The 17,471-nt window shown below is 68.8% G+C and carries 18 protein-coding genes; 8 read left to right on the top strand and 10 right to left on the bottom strand.

Features of this window, described 5'->3' with window-relative positions:
- Positions 1–1,049, top strand: a 1,049-nt coding sequence (locus VIR15_RS12350; RefSeq protein ID WP_331928017.1) for a type IV toxin-antitoxin system AbiEi family antitoxin domain-containing protein, incomplete at its 5' end; no start/stop codon positions are given.
- Positions 1,050–1,107: 58 nt separating this feature from the next.
- On the opposite strand, the gene VIR15_RS12345 is transcribed toward VIR15_RS12350, so the two are convergent.
- The 8 genes from VIR15_RS12345 to VIR15_RS12310 all read right to left on the bottom strand — a co-directional run bounded on the left by VIR15_RS12345 (position 1,108) and on the right by VIR15_RS12310 (position 8,411).
- Positions 1,108–1,929 (bottom strand): alpha/beta fold hydrolase, encoded by an 822-nt coding sequence (locus VIR15_RS12345; protein WP_331928015.1) that lies wholly within the window; start codon positions 1,927–1,929, stop codon positions 1,108–1,110.
- Entirely contained in the window at positions 1,926–3,380 is a 1,455-nt protein-coding gene (locus tag VIR15_RS12340) for an aldehyde dehydrogenase (protein ID WP_331928013.1), read from the bottom strand. Before VIR15_RS12340 ends, VIR15_RS12345 begins: the two co-directional genes overlap by 4 nt.
- A gap of 29 nt (positions 3,381–3,409) precedes the next feature.
- Entirely contained in the window at positions 3,410–3,631 is a 222-nt protein-coding gene (gene thmT, locus VIR15_RS12335; RefSeq protein ID WP_331928011.1) for a 2-hydroxymuconate tautomerase, read from the bottom strand.
- Positions 3,628–4,455, bottom strand: coding sequence for a 2-keto-4-pentenoate hydratase (locus VIR15_RS12330; protein WP_331928009.1), 828 nt, complete (start codon positions 4,453–4,455; stop codon positions 3,628–3,630). The genes thmT and VIR15_RS12330 overlap by 4 nt, the downstream gene beginning before the upstream one ends.
- Positions 4,455–5,627 carry a 4-hydroxy-2-oxovalerate aldolase gene (dmpG, locus tag VIR15_RS12325; RefSeq protein WP_331928007.1) on the bottom strand — a complete coding sequence of 391 codons (1,173 nt, stop codon included), beginning with the start codon at positions 5,625–5,627 and terminating at the stop codon, positions 4,455–4,457. Before dmpG ends, VIR15_RS12330 begins: the two co-directional genes overlap by 1 nt.
- A 3-nt stretch (positions 5,628–5,630) precedes the next feature.
- Positions 5,631–6,653, bottom strand: a complete 1,023-nt coding sequence (locus tag VIR15_RS12320; RefSeq protein ID WP_331928005.1) for an acetaldehyde dehydrogenase (acetylating) — start codon at positions 6,651–6,653, stop codon at positions 5,631–5,633.
- Positions 6,654–6,657: 4 nt separating this feature from the next.
- Positions 6,658–7,479: a 2-keto-4-pentenoate hydratase gene (locus VIR15_RS12315; protein ID WP_331928003.1), complete on the bottom strand. Its 822-nt coding sequence runs from the start codon at positions 7,477–7,479 to the stop codon at positions 6,658–6,660.
- 173 nt (positions 7,480–7,652) lie between these two features.
- Positions 7,653–8,411, bottom strand: a complete 759-nt coding sequence (locus tag VIR15_RS12310) for a FadR/GntR family transcriptional regulator (protein WP_331928001.1) — start codon at positions 8,409–8,411, stop codon at positions 7,653–7,655.
- 172 nt (positions 8,412–8,583) lie between these two features.
- Between VIR15_RS12310 and VIR15_RS12305 the strand changes: the two genes are divergently transcribed.
- The 6 genes from VIR15_RS12305 (at position 8,584) to VIR15_RS12280 (ending at position 14,381) form a co-directional block, all read left to right on the top strand.
- Positions 8,584–9,831 carry an ABC transporter substrate-binding protein gene (locus VIR15_RS12305; RefSeq protein WP_331927999.1) on the top strand — a complete coding sequence of 416 codons (1,248 nt, stop codon included), beginning with the start codon at positions 8,584–8,586 and terminating at the stop codon, positions 9,829–9,831.
- A gap of 89 nt (positions 9,832–9,920) precedes the next feature.
- Complete coding sequence (locus VIR15_RS12300) at positions 9,921–10,835, top strand: carbohydrate ABC transporter permease (protein WP_331927997.1); 915 nt, start codon at positions 9,921–9,923, stop codon at positions 10,833–10,835.
- Positions 10,835–11,650 carry a carbohydrate ABC transporter permease gene (locus VIR15_RS12295; protein ID WP_331927995.1) on the top strand — a complete coding sequence of 272 codons (816 nt, stop codon included), beginning with the start codon at positions 10,835–10,837 and terminating at the stop codon, positions 11,648–11,650. The genes VIR15_RS12300 and VIR15_RS12295 overlap by 1 nt, the downstream gene beginning before the upstream one ends.
- Positions 11,651–11,653: 3 nt before the next feature.
- Complete coding sequence (dgoD, locus tag VIR15_RS12290) at positions 11,654–12,802, top strand: galactonate dehydratase (RefSeq protein WP_331927993.1); 1,149 nt, start codon at positions 11,654–11,656, stop codon at positions 12,800–12,802.
- Entirely contained in the window at positions 12,802–13,434 is a 633-nt protein-coding gene (locus VIR15_RS12285; protein ID WP_331927991.1) for a bifunctional 4-hydroxy-2-oxoglutarate aldolase/2-dehydro-3-deoxy-phosphogluconate aldolase, read from the top strand. Before dgoD ends, VIR15_RS12285 begins: the two co-directional genes overlap by 1 nt.
- The gene (locus VIR15_RS12280; RefSeq protein ID WP_331927989.1) at positions 13,434–14,381 is read left to right on the top strand and encodes a sugar kinase; all 948 of its coding nucleotides are present in this window, start codon (positions 13,434–13,436) and stop codon (positions 14,379–14,381) included. The genes VIR15_RS12285 and VIR15_RS12280 overlap by 1 nt, the downstream gene beginning before the upstream one ends.
- A 177-nt stretch (positions 14,382–14,558) precedes the next feature.
- Here VIR15_RS12280 and VIR15_RS12275 read toward each other — a convergent pair whose 3' ends face one another.
- A complete protein-coding gene (locus tag VIR15_RS12275; RefSeq protein WP_331927987.1) occupies positions 14,559–15,368 on the bottom strand; it encodes an IclR family transcriptional regulator in 810 nt (269 codons plus the stop codon).
- 62 nt (positions 15,369–15,430) lie between these two features.
- On the opposite strand from VIR15_RS12275, the gene VIR15_RS12270 reads away from it, so the two are divergent.
- Positions 15,431–16,240, top strand: a complete 810-nt coding sequence (locus tag VIR15_RS12270) for an IclR family transcriptional regulator (protein WP_331927985.1) — start codon at positions 15,431–15,433, stop codon at positions 16,238–16,240.
- Between the two features lie 92 nt (positions 16,241–16,332).
- Here VIR15_RS12270 and VIR15_RS12265 read toward each other — a convergent pair.
- A partial coding sequence (locus VIR15_RS12265) for an NADH:ubiquinone reductase (Na(+)-transporting) subunit F (RefSeq protein ID WP_331927983.1) occupies positions 16,333–17,471 on the bottom strand: 1,139 nt, incomplete at its 5' end.

Genomic DNA, 17,471 nt, shown 5'->3' with positions numbered 1-17,471 from the left:
GTTCCACGGCGAGCCGGGATGACCGGCGCGGCCCCCGCCCTGTGGAGAACGTCGACGCCGTCCGGGCCGAGCAGGTCACGCTGGCGATCATGGGCCCGCTCCTTCGTGCGCGCATCGCGGGTCAGGCCGGCCTCGTCACGCGCGCCCAGGCGATCGATGGCGGGCTGACCGCTGAGGCGATCGAGTGGCAGATCCGACGAGGCCGCTGGGTGCGCGTCATCCCTGGCATCTACCAGACGCTGGCCGGGCGCGACGACTGGGAGACCCGGGCCGTGGCGGCCTTGCTCCATGCCGGCAAGGGGGCGGCCCTCTTCGGTCGCAGCGCCGGGTACGTGTGGGGTCTGGTCAGGTCAGAGCCCGAGACGATCGAGATCGTGATCCCGGCTGATCGACGAGTCCGGGCTCCGGGCGGGGTGGCGATCAGGCGTAGCCGCACCCTCGGCAACAGGGTCCATCCGACCGAGTGGCCGCACCGGGTTGTGGTCGAGCACACGGTGCTGGACATCACTGATGGGGGGACCTTCGATCGGGCCGTGTCGCTCGCCGCAAAGGCCATCGACCTCAAGGTGGCCACGCCGGAGTCGCTGCGGGCGGCACTGGATTCGCGACCCCGACAGTCCTATGCCGGGGAGCTGGTCGAGGCGCTCAGCGACGTGGCCGACGGGGCCGAGAGTGCCGCAGAGGTCAGGTACGTCCGGGATGTCGAGCGGGCGCATGGACTGCCCTCGGGCAGACGACAGGTGCCGATCGACGGCGGAGGGCGACGAGATGTCGAGTACGAGGAGTGGGATCTGATCGTCGAGATCGACGGACGACTCGGCCACGACGGGTGGCGGGAGAGGCAGCGAGATGGCCGGCGTGACCGGAAGGCAGCGGCGACCGGTCGACTCACCGTCCGGTGCCATTGGCCCGACCTCGTGCCGACCGGCTGCGAGCTCGCCGTCGACCTCGGCGACATCCTCTTGACCCGCGGCTGGGCGGGTCGGGTGGTTCCGTGCGGCGACGGCTGCCCGGCAGCCGTGACCATCGCAAGCCAGTTCCCTTCCTGAGGCGGGTGTGGACGTTCGGCCGTGCCCCCACACGGTCGATCTTCCACGCCGAGGCGCCTCAGGCGAGGAAGCGGGTCAGCAGCGCGTTGAAGTCGTCCGCGTACTCGATCTGCGTCCAGTGACCGCACTGGCCGAACACGTGCAGCTGCGCCCGCTCGATGAGATGGAAGAGGTTCAGCGACGTCGTGAACGGGATGACCTTGTCCTCGCGCCCGTGGAAGAGCAGCGTCGGCGCCGCGATGGAGCGGATCTCGTCCACCGGCAGCACCATCGAGTCCACCCAGCGCTGGCGGGGTGCGGGGAACATCGCCGCGAACCGTTCGTCCGCGCCGTTCGCCACTGACGCCTCGTATCGGTCCCGGGCGAGGCCGTCGGTCATCCGGGACGTGTCGTAGGCGAACAGGTCGAGCAGCTCGCGCATGTTCTCGACGGAGGCCTCGTAGCCCCACACCGCGTCGAGGCCCTCGGTGATCGGGAAGGGCACGCCGACCGAGCCCATGAGCACGAGCCGGTCGACGCGGTCGGCGTGGCGGGTCGCGAGGCGCAGGGCCATCGCCCCGCCGAAGGAGTTGCCGACGACACTGGTGCGCTCGACGCCGAGCACGTCGAGCAGCTCGACGGCGTGCGCCAGCCAGGAGTCGACGGAGTACTCGTGCCCCTCAGGCGGCACGGTCTGGCCGAAGCCGAGCTGGTCCGGCGCGATGACGCGGTACCCGGCCTCGACGAGGGCGGGGATCGTCAGGCGCCAGTTGGCCGCGGCGCTGACCCCCGGACCGGAGCCGTGCAGCAACAGGACGGCCGGCCCGGAGCCGACGTCGTGGACGAACGTCCGCACGCCTCCGACCTCGACGAACGTGCCCTCGAGGACCGCCTGCGTCATGCCTTCACCTCGCGGTCGATCTGCATGACGACGGCCTTCGGCTCGGTGAAGAACTCGCGGCTGAAGTTGCCACCCTCGCGGCCGACGCCCGAGTCGCCGACGCCGCCGAACGGGGTCCGCAGGTCGCGGATGAAGAAGCAGTTCACCCACACCGTGCCGGCCTTGAGGCTCGAGGAGACCCGGTGGGACCGCGACAGGTTCTCGGTGAAGAGCATCGCGTTGAGGCCGTAGGCGGTGTCGTTGGCAAGGTGCACGACCTCGGCCTCGGTCTCGAACTTGTTGACCACGACGACGGGACCGAAGATCTCCTGGCAGTACTGCGTGGCCGTCAGCGGCAGGTCGGTGATGATCGTCGGGCGCACCAGCCACGAGCCGTCCTCTGCGATGCCGCCCGTGAGGATCTTGCCGCCCTGCTCCTCGACCGTGTCGACATAGGACTTGACCTTGCGGAAGTGCTCCTCGGAGGCGAGGCACGAGAACTGGGTATCCGCAGCGAACGGCTCTCCGATGACGAGGTTCTCCGCGGCCTCCTTGAAGCGGGCCAGGAACTCCTCGTAGATACCTGCTTGGAGGAAGAGCCGCGACCCCGCGAGGCAGACCTGGCCGGCGTTCCGGAAGATCGCCTCGACCGCCCAGTAGACGGCGTTGTCGATGTCGGCGTCGTCGAAGACGACGTTCGCACCCTTGCCGCCGAGCTCGAGGCTGACCGGCGCGAGGTGCGATGCGGCGGCGGTCATGATGGTCTTGCCGGTGCCGGACTCACCGGTGAACGTCACGCGGTCGACGCGCGGGTCCTCCGTCAGCGAGTTGCCGGCCGGGACGCCGTAGCCGTTGAGCACGTTGAGGACGCCGGGCGGGAACCCGGCCTCGATGGCGAGCCGGCCGAGCAGGACGACCGACGTGGGAGTGTCCTCGGCGGGCTTGATGATGCACGTATTGCCCCAGGCGATGGCCGGTGCGATCTTCCACGAGGCCATCATGAGCGGGAAGTTCCATGGAGAGATCGCCGCGACGACACCGGCCGGGCCGTACTCCGTGTAGGTGTGGTGGCCGCTGTCCATCGGCATGACCTCGCCGACGTGGTCGCGCTGGTGGTCGGCGAAGAAGCGGAAGTTCCACACGGAGCGGCCCACGTCGTGCTTGGCCTGGACGAACGGCTTGCCCATGTCCGTCGAGTCGAGGCGCGCGAGCTCGTCGGCGTGCTCCTCCATGAGGTCGGCGAGCCGGTGGATCAGCCTGGCTCGCTCGTTGCGGCCCATCCGCGGCCACGGCCCCTCGTCGAACGCCTTGCGAGCCGCCGCGATGGCACGGTCGGCGTCGGCTGCCGAGGCCTCGGCCACCTCGGCCCACTTCTCGCGGGTCCAGGGGTTGATCGTGTCGAAGCGCTTCCCGTCGAGGGACTCGACCTCTTCGTTGTCGATGATGTGCCCGAAGAAGGGGTAGTCGGTCATGGCGTTCACCTTTGGGATCGCGTTGGGTTTCAAGAAGATTGGGCCGTATGCCGCTGGGCTCGGCGCTCGTCGATGGTGACGTCTCCGGCGGCGAAGTGCGTTGGGGGAACCTCCCGGAGCACGACCCGGACGCTCTCGATGGGTGCGTCGACGCTCTCGACGACGGCGCGGGTCACGTTGGAGATGAGGCTGCGCAGCTGCTCGGGACTGCGGCCCTCGACCATGGTGATCTCGATGAAGGGCATCGTCATTCGCCGCCGTTGAGGAAGACCGAGCCGAGGTTGGTGAAGTGCAGCGCCACCGACGCGCCGGGCGGGCAGAACACTGCGTCGGTCATGCCGCCGGTGAGCACGATCCAGCCGGGCTCGATGGCGTGGCCGCGGCGGGCCAGGTCGTTCGCGGCGAGGGCGAGGGCCTCTCCGGGGTGGCCCTGGACGGCGGCGCCGGTGGCGGAGTCGACGATCTGCCCGTCGACCTCGACGAGGACGGCCTCGAGGCCGAGGTCGAGCTCGGCCGGGGGCAGGCCGACCGGGCCGGTCACGAAGGCACCCGATGACGCGTTGTCGGCCGCCACGTCGCCGGCCTTGAACCGGAAGTTCCGATAGCGCGAGTCGATGACCTCCGCACCGCCCCACACCGACTCGACGGCGGCCATGGCCTGCGCGGCCGTGACGCCCGGCCCTTCGAGCCGGTCACCCATGATGAAGACGATCTCCGGCTCGATCCGCGGGTGGATGAGGCGGGACTGGGGGACGGGGTCGCCCACGGGCAGGATCATCGCGTCGGTGAGCCACGCGACGAACGGGAAGTGCACGCCCATGCGCTGCTGCTTGGCGCGGCTGGTCAGGCCGAGCTTGACGCCGACGAGCTTCTCGCCGCGGTCGAGCCGCTTGGCCAGGTTGAGGTCCTGGATCTGGTAGCCCGTGTCGAGGTCGAGATCGGGCCACTCGTCGGTGAAGGGCTCGCGCTCGCGGCGCTCGTCCTCGCAGGCGAGCAGCTCCGCGGCGACGGACTCGATGTCCCAGCCACCGTCGGGCATCGCGCCCGTGCCCATGGCTGCGGTGGTGTCGGTCATCAGCGCACCCCGAGCCCGGCCAGGTCACCCATGCTGCCCAGGTGCTCGCGCAGCTCTTCCTTCTCGTGGGCCAGCTGCAGCGCGATGTCGATGATCATGTCCTCCTGGCCGCCGACGTAGCCGGCTTCACCGACCCGCTGCAGGATCGCGTGGGCGGGCACCGCGTACCGCTCGGCGGCCCGCTCGGCGTGCAGCAGGAACGAGGAGTAGACCCCGGCGTAGCCCTGCGTGATGGACGCGCGGTCCATCCATGGCAGGCGTGGGATGAAGGGGCGCACGACGTCCTCCGCGGCCGAGAGGACCTCGCCGAGGTCGACGCCGGTCTTGATGCCCATCCGCTCGAACGTCGCGGCGAGCACCTCCGTCGGGCTGTTGCCGGCCCCGGCGCCGAGGGCGCACAGCGCGCCGTCGATCTGCTTGGCGCCGGCCTGGTAGGCCAGGACGGAGTTGGCGATGCCCATGGACAGGTTCTGGTGGCCATGAAAACCAACCTGAGCCGACTCCGGTGAATTTCCGCCGATCTCGTCGATGACCGCCTGGATCCGCTGCTGCGCGGTGTCCAGGACGAGGGCGCCGGCGGAGTCGACGACGTAGACGCACTGGGCACCGGCGTCGACCATGATCCGGGCCTGCTTCGCGAGCTCCTCGGGGGAGGCCTTGTGCGAGAGCATGAGGAAGCCGACCGTCTCCATGCCGAGCTCGCGGGCAGCACCGAAGTGCTGGATCGACACGTCGGCCTCGGTGCAGTGCGTCGCGATGCGGGCCACGGAGGCCCCGGCCGCGTGGGCCTGCTTGAGGTGATGGACGGTCCCCAGCCCCGGGAGCATGAGGATCGCGATCTTGGCCTGGGTCGCCTCCTCGACGGCCGCCTTGATGAGCTGGAACTCGTCGACCTTGGAGAAGCCGTAGTTGAAGCTCGACCCGCCCAGCCCGTCGCCGTGGGAGACCTCGATGACCTGGACGCCGGCCTTGTCCAGGGCGTGGACCACGCCGCGGACCTGCTCCTCGGTGAACTGGTGGCTCATGGCATGCGAGCCGTCGCGCAGGGTCGAGTCGGTGATCCGCAGGTCGCGCTCACCGCCGGCCGCCGGCGTGTTGGCCAGGACGTCGGACTCGGTCACCTGCTCGGTGACCTTGGGGGCGTCCTCCGGACGGATGGTCATGTCGCCCATGGGTCAGACTCCTGCCTTCTGTGCACTGATCGGCGTACTGGTGGGGGAGGCCTCCGGGAGCTCACCGAGGTCCGCCGAGGACTTCCACGTCGACGCGACGCCAAGCCGGTGGGCGACCATGATGTCGCCGACCCGCGCGGCCGCCGCCGTGATGATGTCGAGGTTGCCGGCGTAGTCCGGCAGGTAGTCGCCGCGGCCCTTGACCTCGATCGGCACGAACACGCGGGCCTGTCCCTTCCACGTCTCGCGCGGGTGGTCGAACTGGACGTCGGCCCGCAGGTGGTAGCCCGGCACGTACTCCTGGACCGTCTCGACCATCCGGTGGATCGAGTCCAGGACCGCGTCCTGCAGCGCGCCGGCCTCGGCGGCCTCCTCCGGGATCGCGCAGAAGACCGTGTTGCGCATCATCAGCGCCGGCTCGACCGGGTTGAGGATGATGATCGCCTTGCCGCGGTCCGCGCCGCCGACGACCTCGAGGGCCGAGGCGGTCGTCTCGGTGAACTCGTCGATGTTGGCGCGGGTGCCCGGCCCGGCCGACTTCGACGAGATCGAGGCGACGATCTCGGCGTACGGGACCGGCACCACGCTCGAGATGGCCTTGACGATCGGGGTGGTGGCCTGGCCGCCGCAGGTGATCATGTTGACGTTCGTCGCGTCGAGGTTGAACTCGAGGTTGACCGGCGGGCAGATGTACGGCCCGATCGCCGCGGGCGTCAGGTCGACCGCCAGGATGCCGGCCTCCGCGTACTTCGGCGCGTTGAACTCGTGCGCCTTGGCCGAGGTGCACTCGAAGACGATGTCCGGAAGCTCGTCCTGGGCGAGCAGCCAGTCGACGCCCTCGTGCGAGGACTCCAGCCCGAGCGACGCGGCGCGGCGCAGGCCGTCCGAGGCCGGGTCGACCCCGATCATCCAGCGCGGCTCGATGATGTCGCTGCGTCGCATCAGCTTGAACATCAGGTCGGTGCCGATGTTGCCGGGGCCGACGATGGCAGCGGTGCCCTTGCTCCGTGAACTCTGGTCAGCCATCTGGCTACTCCTTGGCCGATGTGGCGGATGAGGTGGACGAGGTGGTCGAGAAACATGCAGTCACCGAGCCGAGACCGGCGAAGGTGGCGGTGAAGGTGTCGCCCGGGGCGACCGGGACCATGGCGCAGACCGAGCCGGGCAGCACGACGTGGCCCGCCTCGAGGGTGATCCCTCGCGCGCCGACGGTGTTGGCCAGCCAGACCAGCGAGTTCAGCGGCGAGCCGAGCACTGCGCCCCCCGCCCCCGTGCCGACGACCTGACCGTTGCGGTGGAACGTCGCACCGGCAAGGCGCAGGTCAACGGCCGAGATGTCCGTCGGGGTCGAGCCCAGCACCACGGCCCCCGACGACGCGTTGTCCGCGATCGTGTCGAACAGGCCGATCTTCCAGTCCCGGATCCGTGAGTCGACCAGCTCCAGCGCCGGCAGCACGAAGTCGACCGCCGCCAGCGCCTCGTGGACCGTCACGCCGGGGCCTCGAAGCGGCTTCTTGAGGACAAAAGCGACCTCGGGCTCGATCCGCGGCTGCAGGAAGCGGTCCACCGGGATCGGCATGTGCTCGAGGTAGAAGAAGTCGTCGAGCAGGTGCCCGTAATCCGGCTCGGACACCCCGAGCAGCCGCTGCATCGCCGCCGAGGTCAGACCCACCTTGTGGCCCTTGATGGTCCGCCCGCCCGCCAGCAGCTCGTCGATCTGCTTCAGCTGAATCGCATAGGCGTCCTCGAGCGCCAGGTCGTCATACGTCGACGTCAACGGCTCGATCGGCTCACGGGTCTCGTACGCCTTGAGCAGCGCCCTCGCTGCCTCTGACCGGGTGAGATCGTCCACCTGGGGTCCCTTCGAGATTCGTGGTGCCGGCTGCAGCCCGAACGGGATGCACGGACCGCACCCGAGGCTCTGACCTTCACGGTAGGTCGGGTTTGCGGCCCCGTCGTGCTCCGTTCCGCTCCCGGGAACAACGCACGCGCGAGCCTTCGTCGCGCCCGCTTGGCTGCGGCCGGTCAGCTGGGGGCGGGGTGGTCGCCCTCCCAGATGCTGCCCATCTCATCCATCGCCTGGACCATGATCGCGACCATCGACTGATAGGCGCTCTCCCCGTCCCCGCGCTGGATCGACTGGGCGACGTCTGCATGGAGTCGAAGCGCCTGCTCGTCGGGATGGTGTGGCATGAGGCCGTAGGCGTGCCGGCCGATGAGCACCTCGGTGACGAGGTCGCTGAGCTTGAGGAGCATCTCGTTCCCGGAAGCGGCCAGCACCATGCGGTGGAACTCGATGTCGAGGTCAAGGAAGGTGTCGAGATCGCCCATCTTGCCTGCCGTCCACATCTGGGCCGCCACGACGACGAGATCGCTGCCCGCCTCGTGCGAGGCTCGTGCAGCGGCGAGTCGGGCGGCCTGGGGCTCGACCGCGGTGCGCAGCTCCGTGATCGAGCGAAGCTGTGCCCCCCGGTCCGCTGAGCCAAGGCGCCAGCGAATCACCTGCGGGTCAAAGACGTTCCACTCGTGCTTCGGGCGGATCTGTGTGCCCAGGCGGCGGCGGGACTCGACGAGCCCCATCGAGGCAAGCACGCGCAGGCATTCCCGGATGACCGACCGGGAGACGGTGTACTCGGACATCAGATGGTCGATGTAGAGGACCGAACCGACCGGGTAGGAGCCGTCCGCGATGGCAGTTCCCAGACGGTCCAGGACCTTGGCGTGCAAGCCGGTGAAACCTGACGCACCTGACCGAGTGATTGTCTCTCGGGCGCCGGTGCTCATGTCACAGATCATACTCAGCGCCCACTCAGGCTTGTCTACATCCGAGGTAATCGCCTAGCATCCGGGCTTTAGGCGGATGTATTAGCCATCTACGCCCCAGCAAATGGGGTTCGGCAGAATCGATCGGAGACCCGCAGTGTTGCGTCGTTCAGTAATCGGAACCTCTCTGGCCGTGGTGGCAGCCCTCGGCCTGTCGGCCTGTGGCGGAGGTGGTGACGAGGCCGCCGGCTCCACGACCGTGCGTGTCACTCTCGCGAACCACGTCTGGACCGACAACATCAAGAAGGCGCTGCCGGAGTTCGAGAAGCAGAGCGGTCTCAAGGTCGAGCTCACGCAGCTCGGCGAGGACCAGCTCTCGGACCAGTACAACGTCAAGCTCAACGCCGGCTCGACCGACCTCGACGTGATGATGTACCGGCCCCTGCAGGAGGGCCGCCTGTTCGCCGAGAACGGCTATCTCCACGACCTCACGGAGCAGACGAAGTCCAACGCAGAGTGGGCCTGGGACGACTTCCAGGCTGGACCGGTGTCAGCAACGACGTACGAGGACAAGGTCGTCGGCGTGCCGATCATCACCGAGACCGAGGTGCTCTACTACCGCAAGGATCTGCTCGAGAAGGCCGGGATCGCGGCGCCGCCCAAGACGCTGGACGAGTTGAGGTCAGCGGCGGAGAAGATCAAGGCAGCGGACCCCAAGATCGCGGGCTTCGTCGCACGCACGGGCAAGACCGCCGCCGTCACCCAGTTCTCGAGCTTCCTGTTCAGCTACGGCGGTGACTTCATCAAGGACGGTCAGTCCGCGGTGGGCAGCCCGGAGGCCAAGCAGGCCTACGCCTACTACGGCGGGCTCATCAAGGATCTCGGTCCGGCCAATGTCAGCACCGACATGAGCTGGCCCGAGGCGATGGCGATCTTCACCCAGGGCCAGGCCGCGTTCTACACCGAGGCGAGCTCCCTCTACAAGAACGCCACGGACCCCGCCAAGTCGAAGGTCTCGGACACCGTCGGCTTCGCTCCGTTCCCCGCCGGTCCCGCCGGTTCCAAGGCCTACAACATCCCATCGTGGGCCCTGGGCATCAACGAGGCATCCGGCAACCAGTCCAACGCGTGGAAGTTCATCGAGTGGGCAACGAGCAAGGCGCAGACGCTCGAGAACCAGAAGGCCGGCGTGCCCGGGCCCCGCACCTCGGTCTGGGCGGACCCGGCAGCCGTCTCCACCTATCCTGCAGACCTTGTCGAGGCGATGAGCGCGAACGCCGCCACCTCAGTCGGCTACGACCGACCGGTCGTGGTCAAGGTCGCCGAGGCCCGTGAGATCGTCGGCCAGCCCATCGTGGACTCGATCACCGGCAAGGACGCAGGGGCCGCTGCAGACACGGCCAACACCGCCTTCCAGAAGTTCCTGGACGACGAGAAGTAAGCGCCGTTCACGCCGACTGGCCCTTGCGTAGGGTGCAGGGGCCAGTCGGCCTGCGCCGCACCATCCGTGGTTTGACAGGAGAGGTGTCGATGCCCATCCGAAACCTTTCGGCCGGAACGGCCGGCTCGGCCCGCTGGGCCAACGAACACCGCAAGTGGCTCTTCGCCGCGCCGGCCATGGCCTTCGTGGCGGTCCTCATCATCTTCCCGCTCGTCTGGACGGTCTATCTCAGCCTCACCGACGCCGAGGGCTCAGTCCGGGCGTCCAAGGAGTTCGTGGGGTTCGCCAACTTCGCCGAAGTCCTGACAGACACGGACCGCTTCTGGCCGGCCACTTGGCGCACCGTCGCCTTCACTAGTGTGGTCCTCACGGTCGAGGTCGTCCTGGGCATGGCCGTCGCACTCCTGCTCTGGCGGCCCTTCCGGGGCGAGAAGTGGGTGCGCATCGCCATCCTCATGCCGCTGGTGGCGACTCCCGTGGCAGTGGGCATGATGTGGCGGCTCATCTTCGACCCCAACATCGGCTTGGCCAACACGGTCCTCGGCTGGTTCGGCATTCCGCCCCAGCCCTGGCTCGCCGGCGAGTCGACGGCCCTGCCCACGACGATGTTCATCGACATCTGGCAGTGGACGCCGATGGTCGTGCTCATCCTTCTCGCCGGCCTCACCTCGCTGTCGGACGAGCCCCAGGAGGCCGCCCTCATCGATGGCGCCGGGCCGTGGCAGCGATTCCGCCACGTGACCCTGCCGCTGCTCATGCCGACCGTCATCGTCGCTGTGCTGCTGCGCGGCATCGACGCACTGAAGACCTTCGACATCCTCTATGCCACGAAGGGCAAGGGCGGCGGTTCCTTCCACGAGGTGGAGACCCTCAACGTGTATGCCTACGGCCTGAGTTTCGACTACAACGATTACGGCATCAGCTCGACGGTCCTGATCATCTTCTTCCTCATCATCGTCGGCTCCATGTGGTTGCTGACCTCCCGCAAGAGGGACGTGGTCTGATGCGCCCTCGCACCGGCTACCGGGTCTTCCGGGCCACGGCCCTCACCCTGGTCGTCCTCGGTCTCATCGCACCGCTGGTGTGGATGGTGGCGGCCTCCTTCAAGACGAACGTGGACATCTACGACCCGAGCAAGGCAGTCGTGTTCTCGCCCACCGGTGACAACTACGAGACGGTCCTCCAGCAGGCCAACTACATCAAGTTCATCGTCAACAGCCTCTGGGTCGCGTTCGCCTCGACGGCGCTCTCACTCGTCCTCGGGGTCCCAGCCGCGTACTCGATGGCCCGGTTCGGCATGAGGCGATCGGCGCTCGTCGTGCTGATGGCGCGGGTGATCCCGGGCGTCTCGCTCCTCGTGCCGTGGTACTACGTGTTCTCCAACCTCCGCATGGTCGGTGGCTTCGCAGTTCTCATCCTCAGCCACATGTTCGTGGCGCTCCCGCTCATCGTGTACATCATGATGGGCTACTTCGAGGGCCTCCCACAGGAGCTGGAGGAGTCTGGCCTGGTCGACGGCCTCACCCCGATCGGCGCCTTCCGACGGATCACCCTGCCGCTGTCCACTCCGGGTATCGCGACGGCCGGCATCCTGTCGTTCATCTTCTCCTGGAACAACTTCATGTTCGCGCTCGTGCTCTCCGGCGCCAACACGAAGACACTCCCGGTGGCCATCTTCGACTTCGTCGGCTACGCCAGCATCGATTGGGGTGGCCTGATGGCGGCCTCCACCATCGTGACCGTGCCGATCATGCTCGTTGCCCTGTTCGCACAGAAGTACGTCGTCTCCGGCCTGACTGCTGGCGCCACGAAGGGCTGACCAATGACTCGCATCTCACGCGTCGAGACCTTCCTCGTGGCCCCACGATGGCTCTTCGTCCGCATCGAGACCGAGAGCGGCATCGTCGGGTGGGGCGAGGCCACCTGCGAAGGGCGCTCGGAGACCGTCCGGGCCGCCGTCGAACAGCTCTCCGAGCTGGTCATCGGCGCGGACGCCCTGCGTATCGAGGACCACTGGCAGGTGATGACGAAGGGCTCGTTCTACCGCGGGGGGCCGATCCTCGCCAGCGCCGTCTCCGGCATCGACCAGGCCCTGTGGGACATCTCCGGGAAGCGCTTCGGGGTGCCCGTCCACCAGCTCCTCGGGGGCCCCGTGCGGGACCGGATCCGGGTCTACGGCTGGGTGGGCGGCGACGAGCCGGAGGAGGTCGCGGACCACATCCGCGAACAGGTCGAGGCAGGCCTGACGGCCGTCAAGATGAACGCGAGCGGCCGGATGAGCCCGCTGGCCACCGTCCGCGAGCTCGACGGCGTCGTGCGGCGCGTCGCCGCCGCGCGGGAAGTCCTCGGCGATGACCGAGACGTCGCCGTCGACTTCCACGGACGCTTCAATCTCGCCACGGCCAAGCGGGTCGCACCCCTGCTCGAGCCCTACCACCCGATGTTCCTCGAGGAACCTGTCCTGCCGGAGAACTCCCACCTCATCGCCGACTTCGTCCGATCCACGACCACGCCGGTGTCCACCGGCGAGCGGCTGTACAGCCGCCAGGAGTTCCTTCCCGTCCTGACGGCAGGCATCGCCGTCGCGCAGCCGGACGTCTCGCATGCTGGCGGCATCACCGAGACCCGCAAGATCGCGGCTCTCGCGGAGACGTTTGACGTCCAGCTCGCGCCGCACTGCCCGCTCGGCCCGCTTGCGCTCGCCGCGTGCCTGCAGGTCGGCTTCGCGACTCCGAACCACCTCATCCAGGAACAGAGCATCGGAATCCACTACAACGAGGGCGCCGAGGTGCTCGACTACCTCCTCGATACCAAGCCACTCAGCTTCGTGGACGGGCACATCGAACGCTTCACCGGCCCCGGGCTCGGGATCGAGATCGACGAGGCGGCAGTTCGAGCGGCCGACAGGAAGGGCCATGCCTGGCGCGGCCCCATCTGGCGCCATCCGGACGGCTCGTTCGCGGAGTGGTGATGGTGATGTTCTTTGCCGCGCAGCTCGCCCAGGCTCGGGTCATGGCGATCATCCGAGGGACTGACTCCGAGGCCGCCGTTGCCGCTGGACGGGTCCTGCTCGAGGAGGGGATCCGCTTCGTCGAGGTGGCCCTCACGACGCCGGACGCGCTCACCGTCATTGAGCGGCTGGCGACGACCCTGCCCGAAGGGGCGCGACTCGGGGCTGGCACGGTCCTCACGGCAGAGGAGGTGGTCGCGGTTGAGTCGGCCGGTGCGCAGTTCATCGTGACTCCAGCTGTCGCGCCGTCGCTCGACGTGGCCGTGTCCCGGTCGCTGCCAGCCGTCGTCGGGGCGCTGTCCCCGACCGAGGTCATCGCTGCCCGTGCGAGGGGGGCTTCCGTCGTCAAGCTGTTCCCCGCGTCGCTCGGCGGGCCGGCCTACCTCAAGGCCTTGCGGGATCCGTTTCCCGACGTGCCGTTCCTTGCCGTCGGAGGGGTCGACCTGGCAGTCGCCGAGCAGTACCTGGCCATCGGCGCGATGGGCGTGGGCGTCGGAGGGCCACTGGTCGGGGACGCCGCGTCGGGTGGCGACCTGCGCGCGCTGCGAGCGCGTGCGCAGGGCTTCGTCAGGCTGGCGCGGCCGGATCTGTGATGAGCGCCGTCGACGTCGTCACCCTGGGCGAGGCGCTGGTCTCGTTCCGCTCGAGTGGACCACTGGCCTCGGGGGAGCCGCTTGTTCCGGGTGTGGCCGGCGCTGAGTCCAATGTGGCGATCGCCCTTGCTCGTCTGGGCCATGAGGTCGAGTGGGTTGGCCGGGTCGGCGCGGACCCCTTCGGCCGGCTCATTCTGCGCGACCTCAGGGCCGAGGGAGTGCGCACGGACCACGTCGCTGTCGACACCACGGCACCGAGCGGCCTCATGTTCCTCGAGCAGCGCACTGCGGACCTTGTCCGCGTCGAGTATAGGCGTGCCGGCTCGAGCGGATCGGGCCTCCTGCCCGGCGACGTCCTGCCGGCCCTGCAGGGTTCCGCGCGCGTGTTGCACGTGTCGGGGGTGACGTCTGCGCTGTCCGACTCGGCGCACGCCGCGGTGGTTGCTGCAGTCGAGGCCGCCTCTGCGGCAGGAGTTCTCGTCTCGCTCGACGTCAACTACCGATCGCGGCTGTGGGGTCGTGACGACGCGAGGAGCGCCTTGGCTCGGGTCGTCCCGCACTGCGATCTGGTGATCGCGTCAGACGACGAGCTCGATCTCGTCGCCCCCGGGGACGAGGAGTCGGCGACGGCCGGACTGCTGGCGGGCCGGGCCCGGGCGGTGGCCGTCAAGCGGGGTGCCCGCGGCGCCTCCCTGTACTCGGCGAACGGTCGCCTGGACAGGCCCGCGGCGCAGGTCACGAGCATCGACACCGTCGGTGCCGGTGACGCATTCTGCGCCGGCCTCCTGTCGGCCTGGCTCGACGGGCTGGCCGAGCCGGACTGGCTCGACCGGGCCATCCTGCTCGGAGCGTTCGCGGTGAGCACGCGCGGTGACTGGCAAGGACTGCCCCATCGGGGCGAGCTCGGCCTGATCCGGGACCTGAGCACCGGAGACGCCCTCCGCTAGCCGATCAGGCGAGCTGGCTCGCGACGCACGCGGTCTGCGCGGGCTGCCGTCCAGACCGACGCCGCAGTCGCGAAGTGCACGCCCGACGGCAGCCAGCCCAGCGGCATACGGCTCCATCGCTGTCGCGAACTGCACCGTCGACGCGAGGGTGTGGGGCGGGCGTGTCGGTGGCGCTGCTCAGTGACCGACGTTCTTGGCGATCCGGTTGGACGCGGCAGTGAGCAGTGGCACGAGCTGTCCCACGGCGGGCTTGACCTGCTCGGTCGGCCCAAAGACCGAGAGTGACGCGATGGCCGTGCCGTTGCTCATCACCGGCACTGCGACGGATGACGCACCGTCGAAGGACTCGCCGTGCGATTCGGCGAACCGTCGGGACCGCACCAGCTCGACGACTGCTTCCCATTCCTCGGGGGTGCGCACGGTGCTCCTGAGGCGGGGTGGGAACCCTGCGGCGAGACGGGCGCGGTAGGCCGTCTGGTTGAAGGCCGCGAGCACCTTCCCGGAGCTGGTGCAGTGGGACGGCAGGCGGCGGCCGAAGTGGCCGAGGATGCGCACTCCGTCGACGTTCTCGATCCGCTCGACGAAGACGACGTCGGCGCCTTCGGGCACGGAGAAGTTGACCGTGAGCCTGGTCGCCTGGGCGACCTGGCGCACCGTGGAGAGTGCGGCATGCCGCAGCTCGTTGCGGGCGAGCGCGAGCTGCCCGAGCTCGTAGAGGTGGATGCCGAGGCGGTAGTGGCCCGTCGTCTGGTCCTGCTCGACGAAACCGCGGGAGACCAGCGTCTGGAGCAGCCGGTGTGCGGTCGACTTGGCGACCCCGAGCCGCCGGGCGATGTCCGAGACGCCGAGCTCACCATCCACGGCGAAGCACTCGAGCACGTCCAGGGCGGACCCGACTGACTTGAGGCCGGAACCCAGGGTCGCTTCCTGGACGGCAACGGGCTTCCGGGGGGTCGTGGCACACCACGCGTGTTCAACGATCGTCATCGAGCGGCCTCTCATCGACGGGATGCCATGACAGTGGCCGAGCGATGGCGTTCAATCAATGCATGCGTTCCACTGAGCGGAATGAAACGGCGAAGGTGAGCGAACTCACGGCTCCCGCTGAGTCACCCGCCAGCCCTCCTGGCGTGCTCGGCCGGACGCTCGCCATCATCGAGGCCTTCGATGCCCGGTCGACGAGTCTCTCGCTCGTCGAGCTGTCTCGGCGCAGCGGCCTGCCGAAGTCGACCGTCTTCCGGCTCGCGGCCGAGATGTGCCGTGAGCGCCTGCTCGAGCGCCACGAGGACGGGAGGTACGGCCTTGGCCTGCGACTCTTCGAGATCGGCGAGCGGGTGCCGATCTACCGCTCGCTCTCCGAGGTGGCCCGCCCGGTCATGGACGACCTCCGGGAAGCAACTCGCCAGCGGATCCACCTCGCGGTGCTCGAAGGGGTCGATGTCGTCTACGTCGAGATCGTGGGGGCGAACCTCCTGTCCGTTGGCTCCCGCACGGGCGGGCGCTTCCCGGCTCACGCAACAGGGGTGGGCAAGGCGCTGCTCGCCTACTCACCGGCCGCCGTCGTCCAGGCCCGCATCGACGCCGGCCTGCCGCGCCTCACTCCGAGGACCATCACGACGCCGGGGGCGCTCCAGCGCGACCTGCGCCAGACCCGGACCCGCGGCTTCGCCCAGGACCGGGAGGAGTCCCACGTGGGGGTCTCCTGCGTCGCGGCTCCCGTCTTCGGCAGCGACACCAAGGTGCGCGCTGCGCTGTCCATCACGGGCCGGACAACCTCGATCGACCCGGCCCGCCTCGGACCTGCCGTCCTGACCGCCGCACACACGCTCGGCCGGTCCCTCCGCGAGAGCCACCTCTGACCCACACCTTCCTGCAACACACCCGCTCACCGTCTGCCCGGGCCACCTGCAGCAGGGGCATGCGCTCGTTATGCGGGTGTGTTGCGGGAGGCTCAGCGCTTGATGAGCGGACTCTTCAGCCCGCCGGCCGCCTTGTCCGACTCGTCGAAGAAGTCCTCCCGGTAGATGTCGCGGGGGAAGAGCCGCTTGGACATCAGCGTCTTCAGGGCCGCCTCGACCATGAGCGGCGGCCCGCACAGGTAGCCCGCGCCACCGCTCAGGCTGGCGTGTTCGGACGCGATGACATCGGTCACCAGCCCGTAGCCATAGGCCTCAGCCTCAGGCCCGACCTCGGCCGCCGTCTCCTCCGAGAGACACGGCCGATACGTGAACTGCGAGGGATACTCCGCCTCGAGCCGCCGGAACTCGTCGACGTCGTAGAGCCACTCCCTCGACCGGCCGCCCTGGTAGAGCGTCAGGTGTCCCTCGTACGCCTCGTTCTCGAGCGCGTGCCGGATCATCGACTTGATCGGCGCGAGCCCGGTCCCGCCGGCCACGAGCACGGCGTCCCGGTCGTCGCCGACCTTGAGGACGAACCGCCCATAGGGTCCCGAGACGTTGACCGCATCGCCCACCGCCATCGTGGAGAACACCCAGCCGTCCGACGCGAGGCCGCCCGGCGTGCGACGGATGTGGAACTCGAGCCGCTCCTGCTCGGTGGGCGGGTTGGCGATGGAGTAGGTCCGGTCGGCGTCCTTGCCGGGCACCTGGAACTTGAGGTACTGCCCGGCGTTGAACGCCATCGGCCGGTCGAGCTCGATGACGAGGCGGCGCGTGTCGGTCGCGATGTCCTCGAGCGCCACGACGGTCGCGACGTAGTCCTGGACCGGATGCACCTCGACGTCCTCGTCCACGTCGATGTCGGCCTCGATGACGACGTCGGAGCGCGGTTTCGCGCAGCAGGTGAGCAGCTTGCCCTCGTCGCGCTCGAAGTCCATGAGCGCGAACGAGCTCGCGTCACCGTGGTCGACGTCGCCGTCGAGCATGTCGGACTTGCACGTCGCGCACGTGCCGTGGGTGCACGAGTGCGGCAGCCAGACGCCGTTGCGCAGGCAGGCGTCGAGGATGGTCTGGTCCTCGCGGCACTCGATCTCACGACCGAGTGGCTCGACGGTGATCGTGAACGTCTCCACAGCGGTTCCTTTGGTTCTCAAGCAAATACGGAAGGTGCCGTATGCCGCTGAGCCGGCTC

The sequence above is a fragment of the Intrasporangium sp. genome (assembly GCF_036566125.1).
Lineage (GTDB): Bacteria > Actinomycetota > Actinomycetes > Actinomycetales > Dermatophilaceae > Intrasporangium.
Note: the sequence above shows the minus strand (reverse complement) of the source record. Positions and strands in the feature narration are given on the sequence as shown.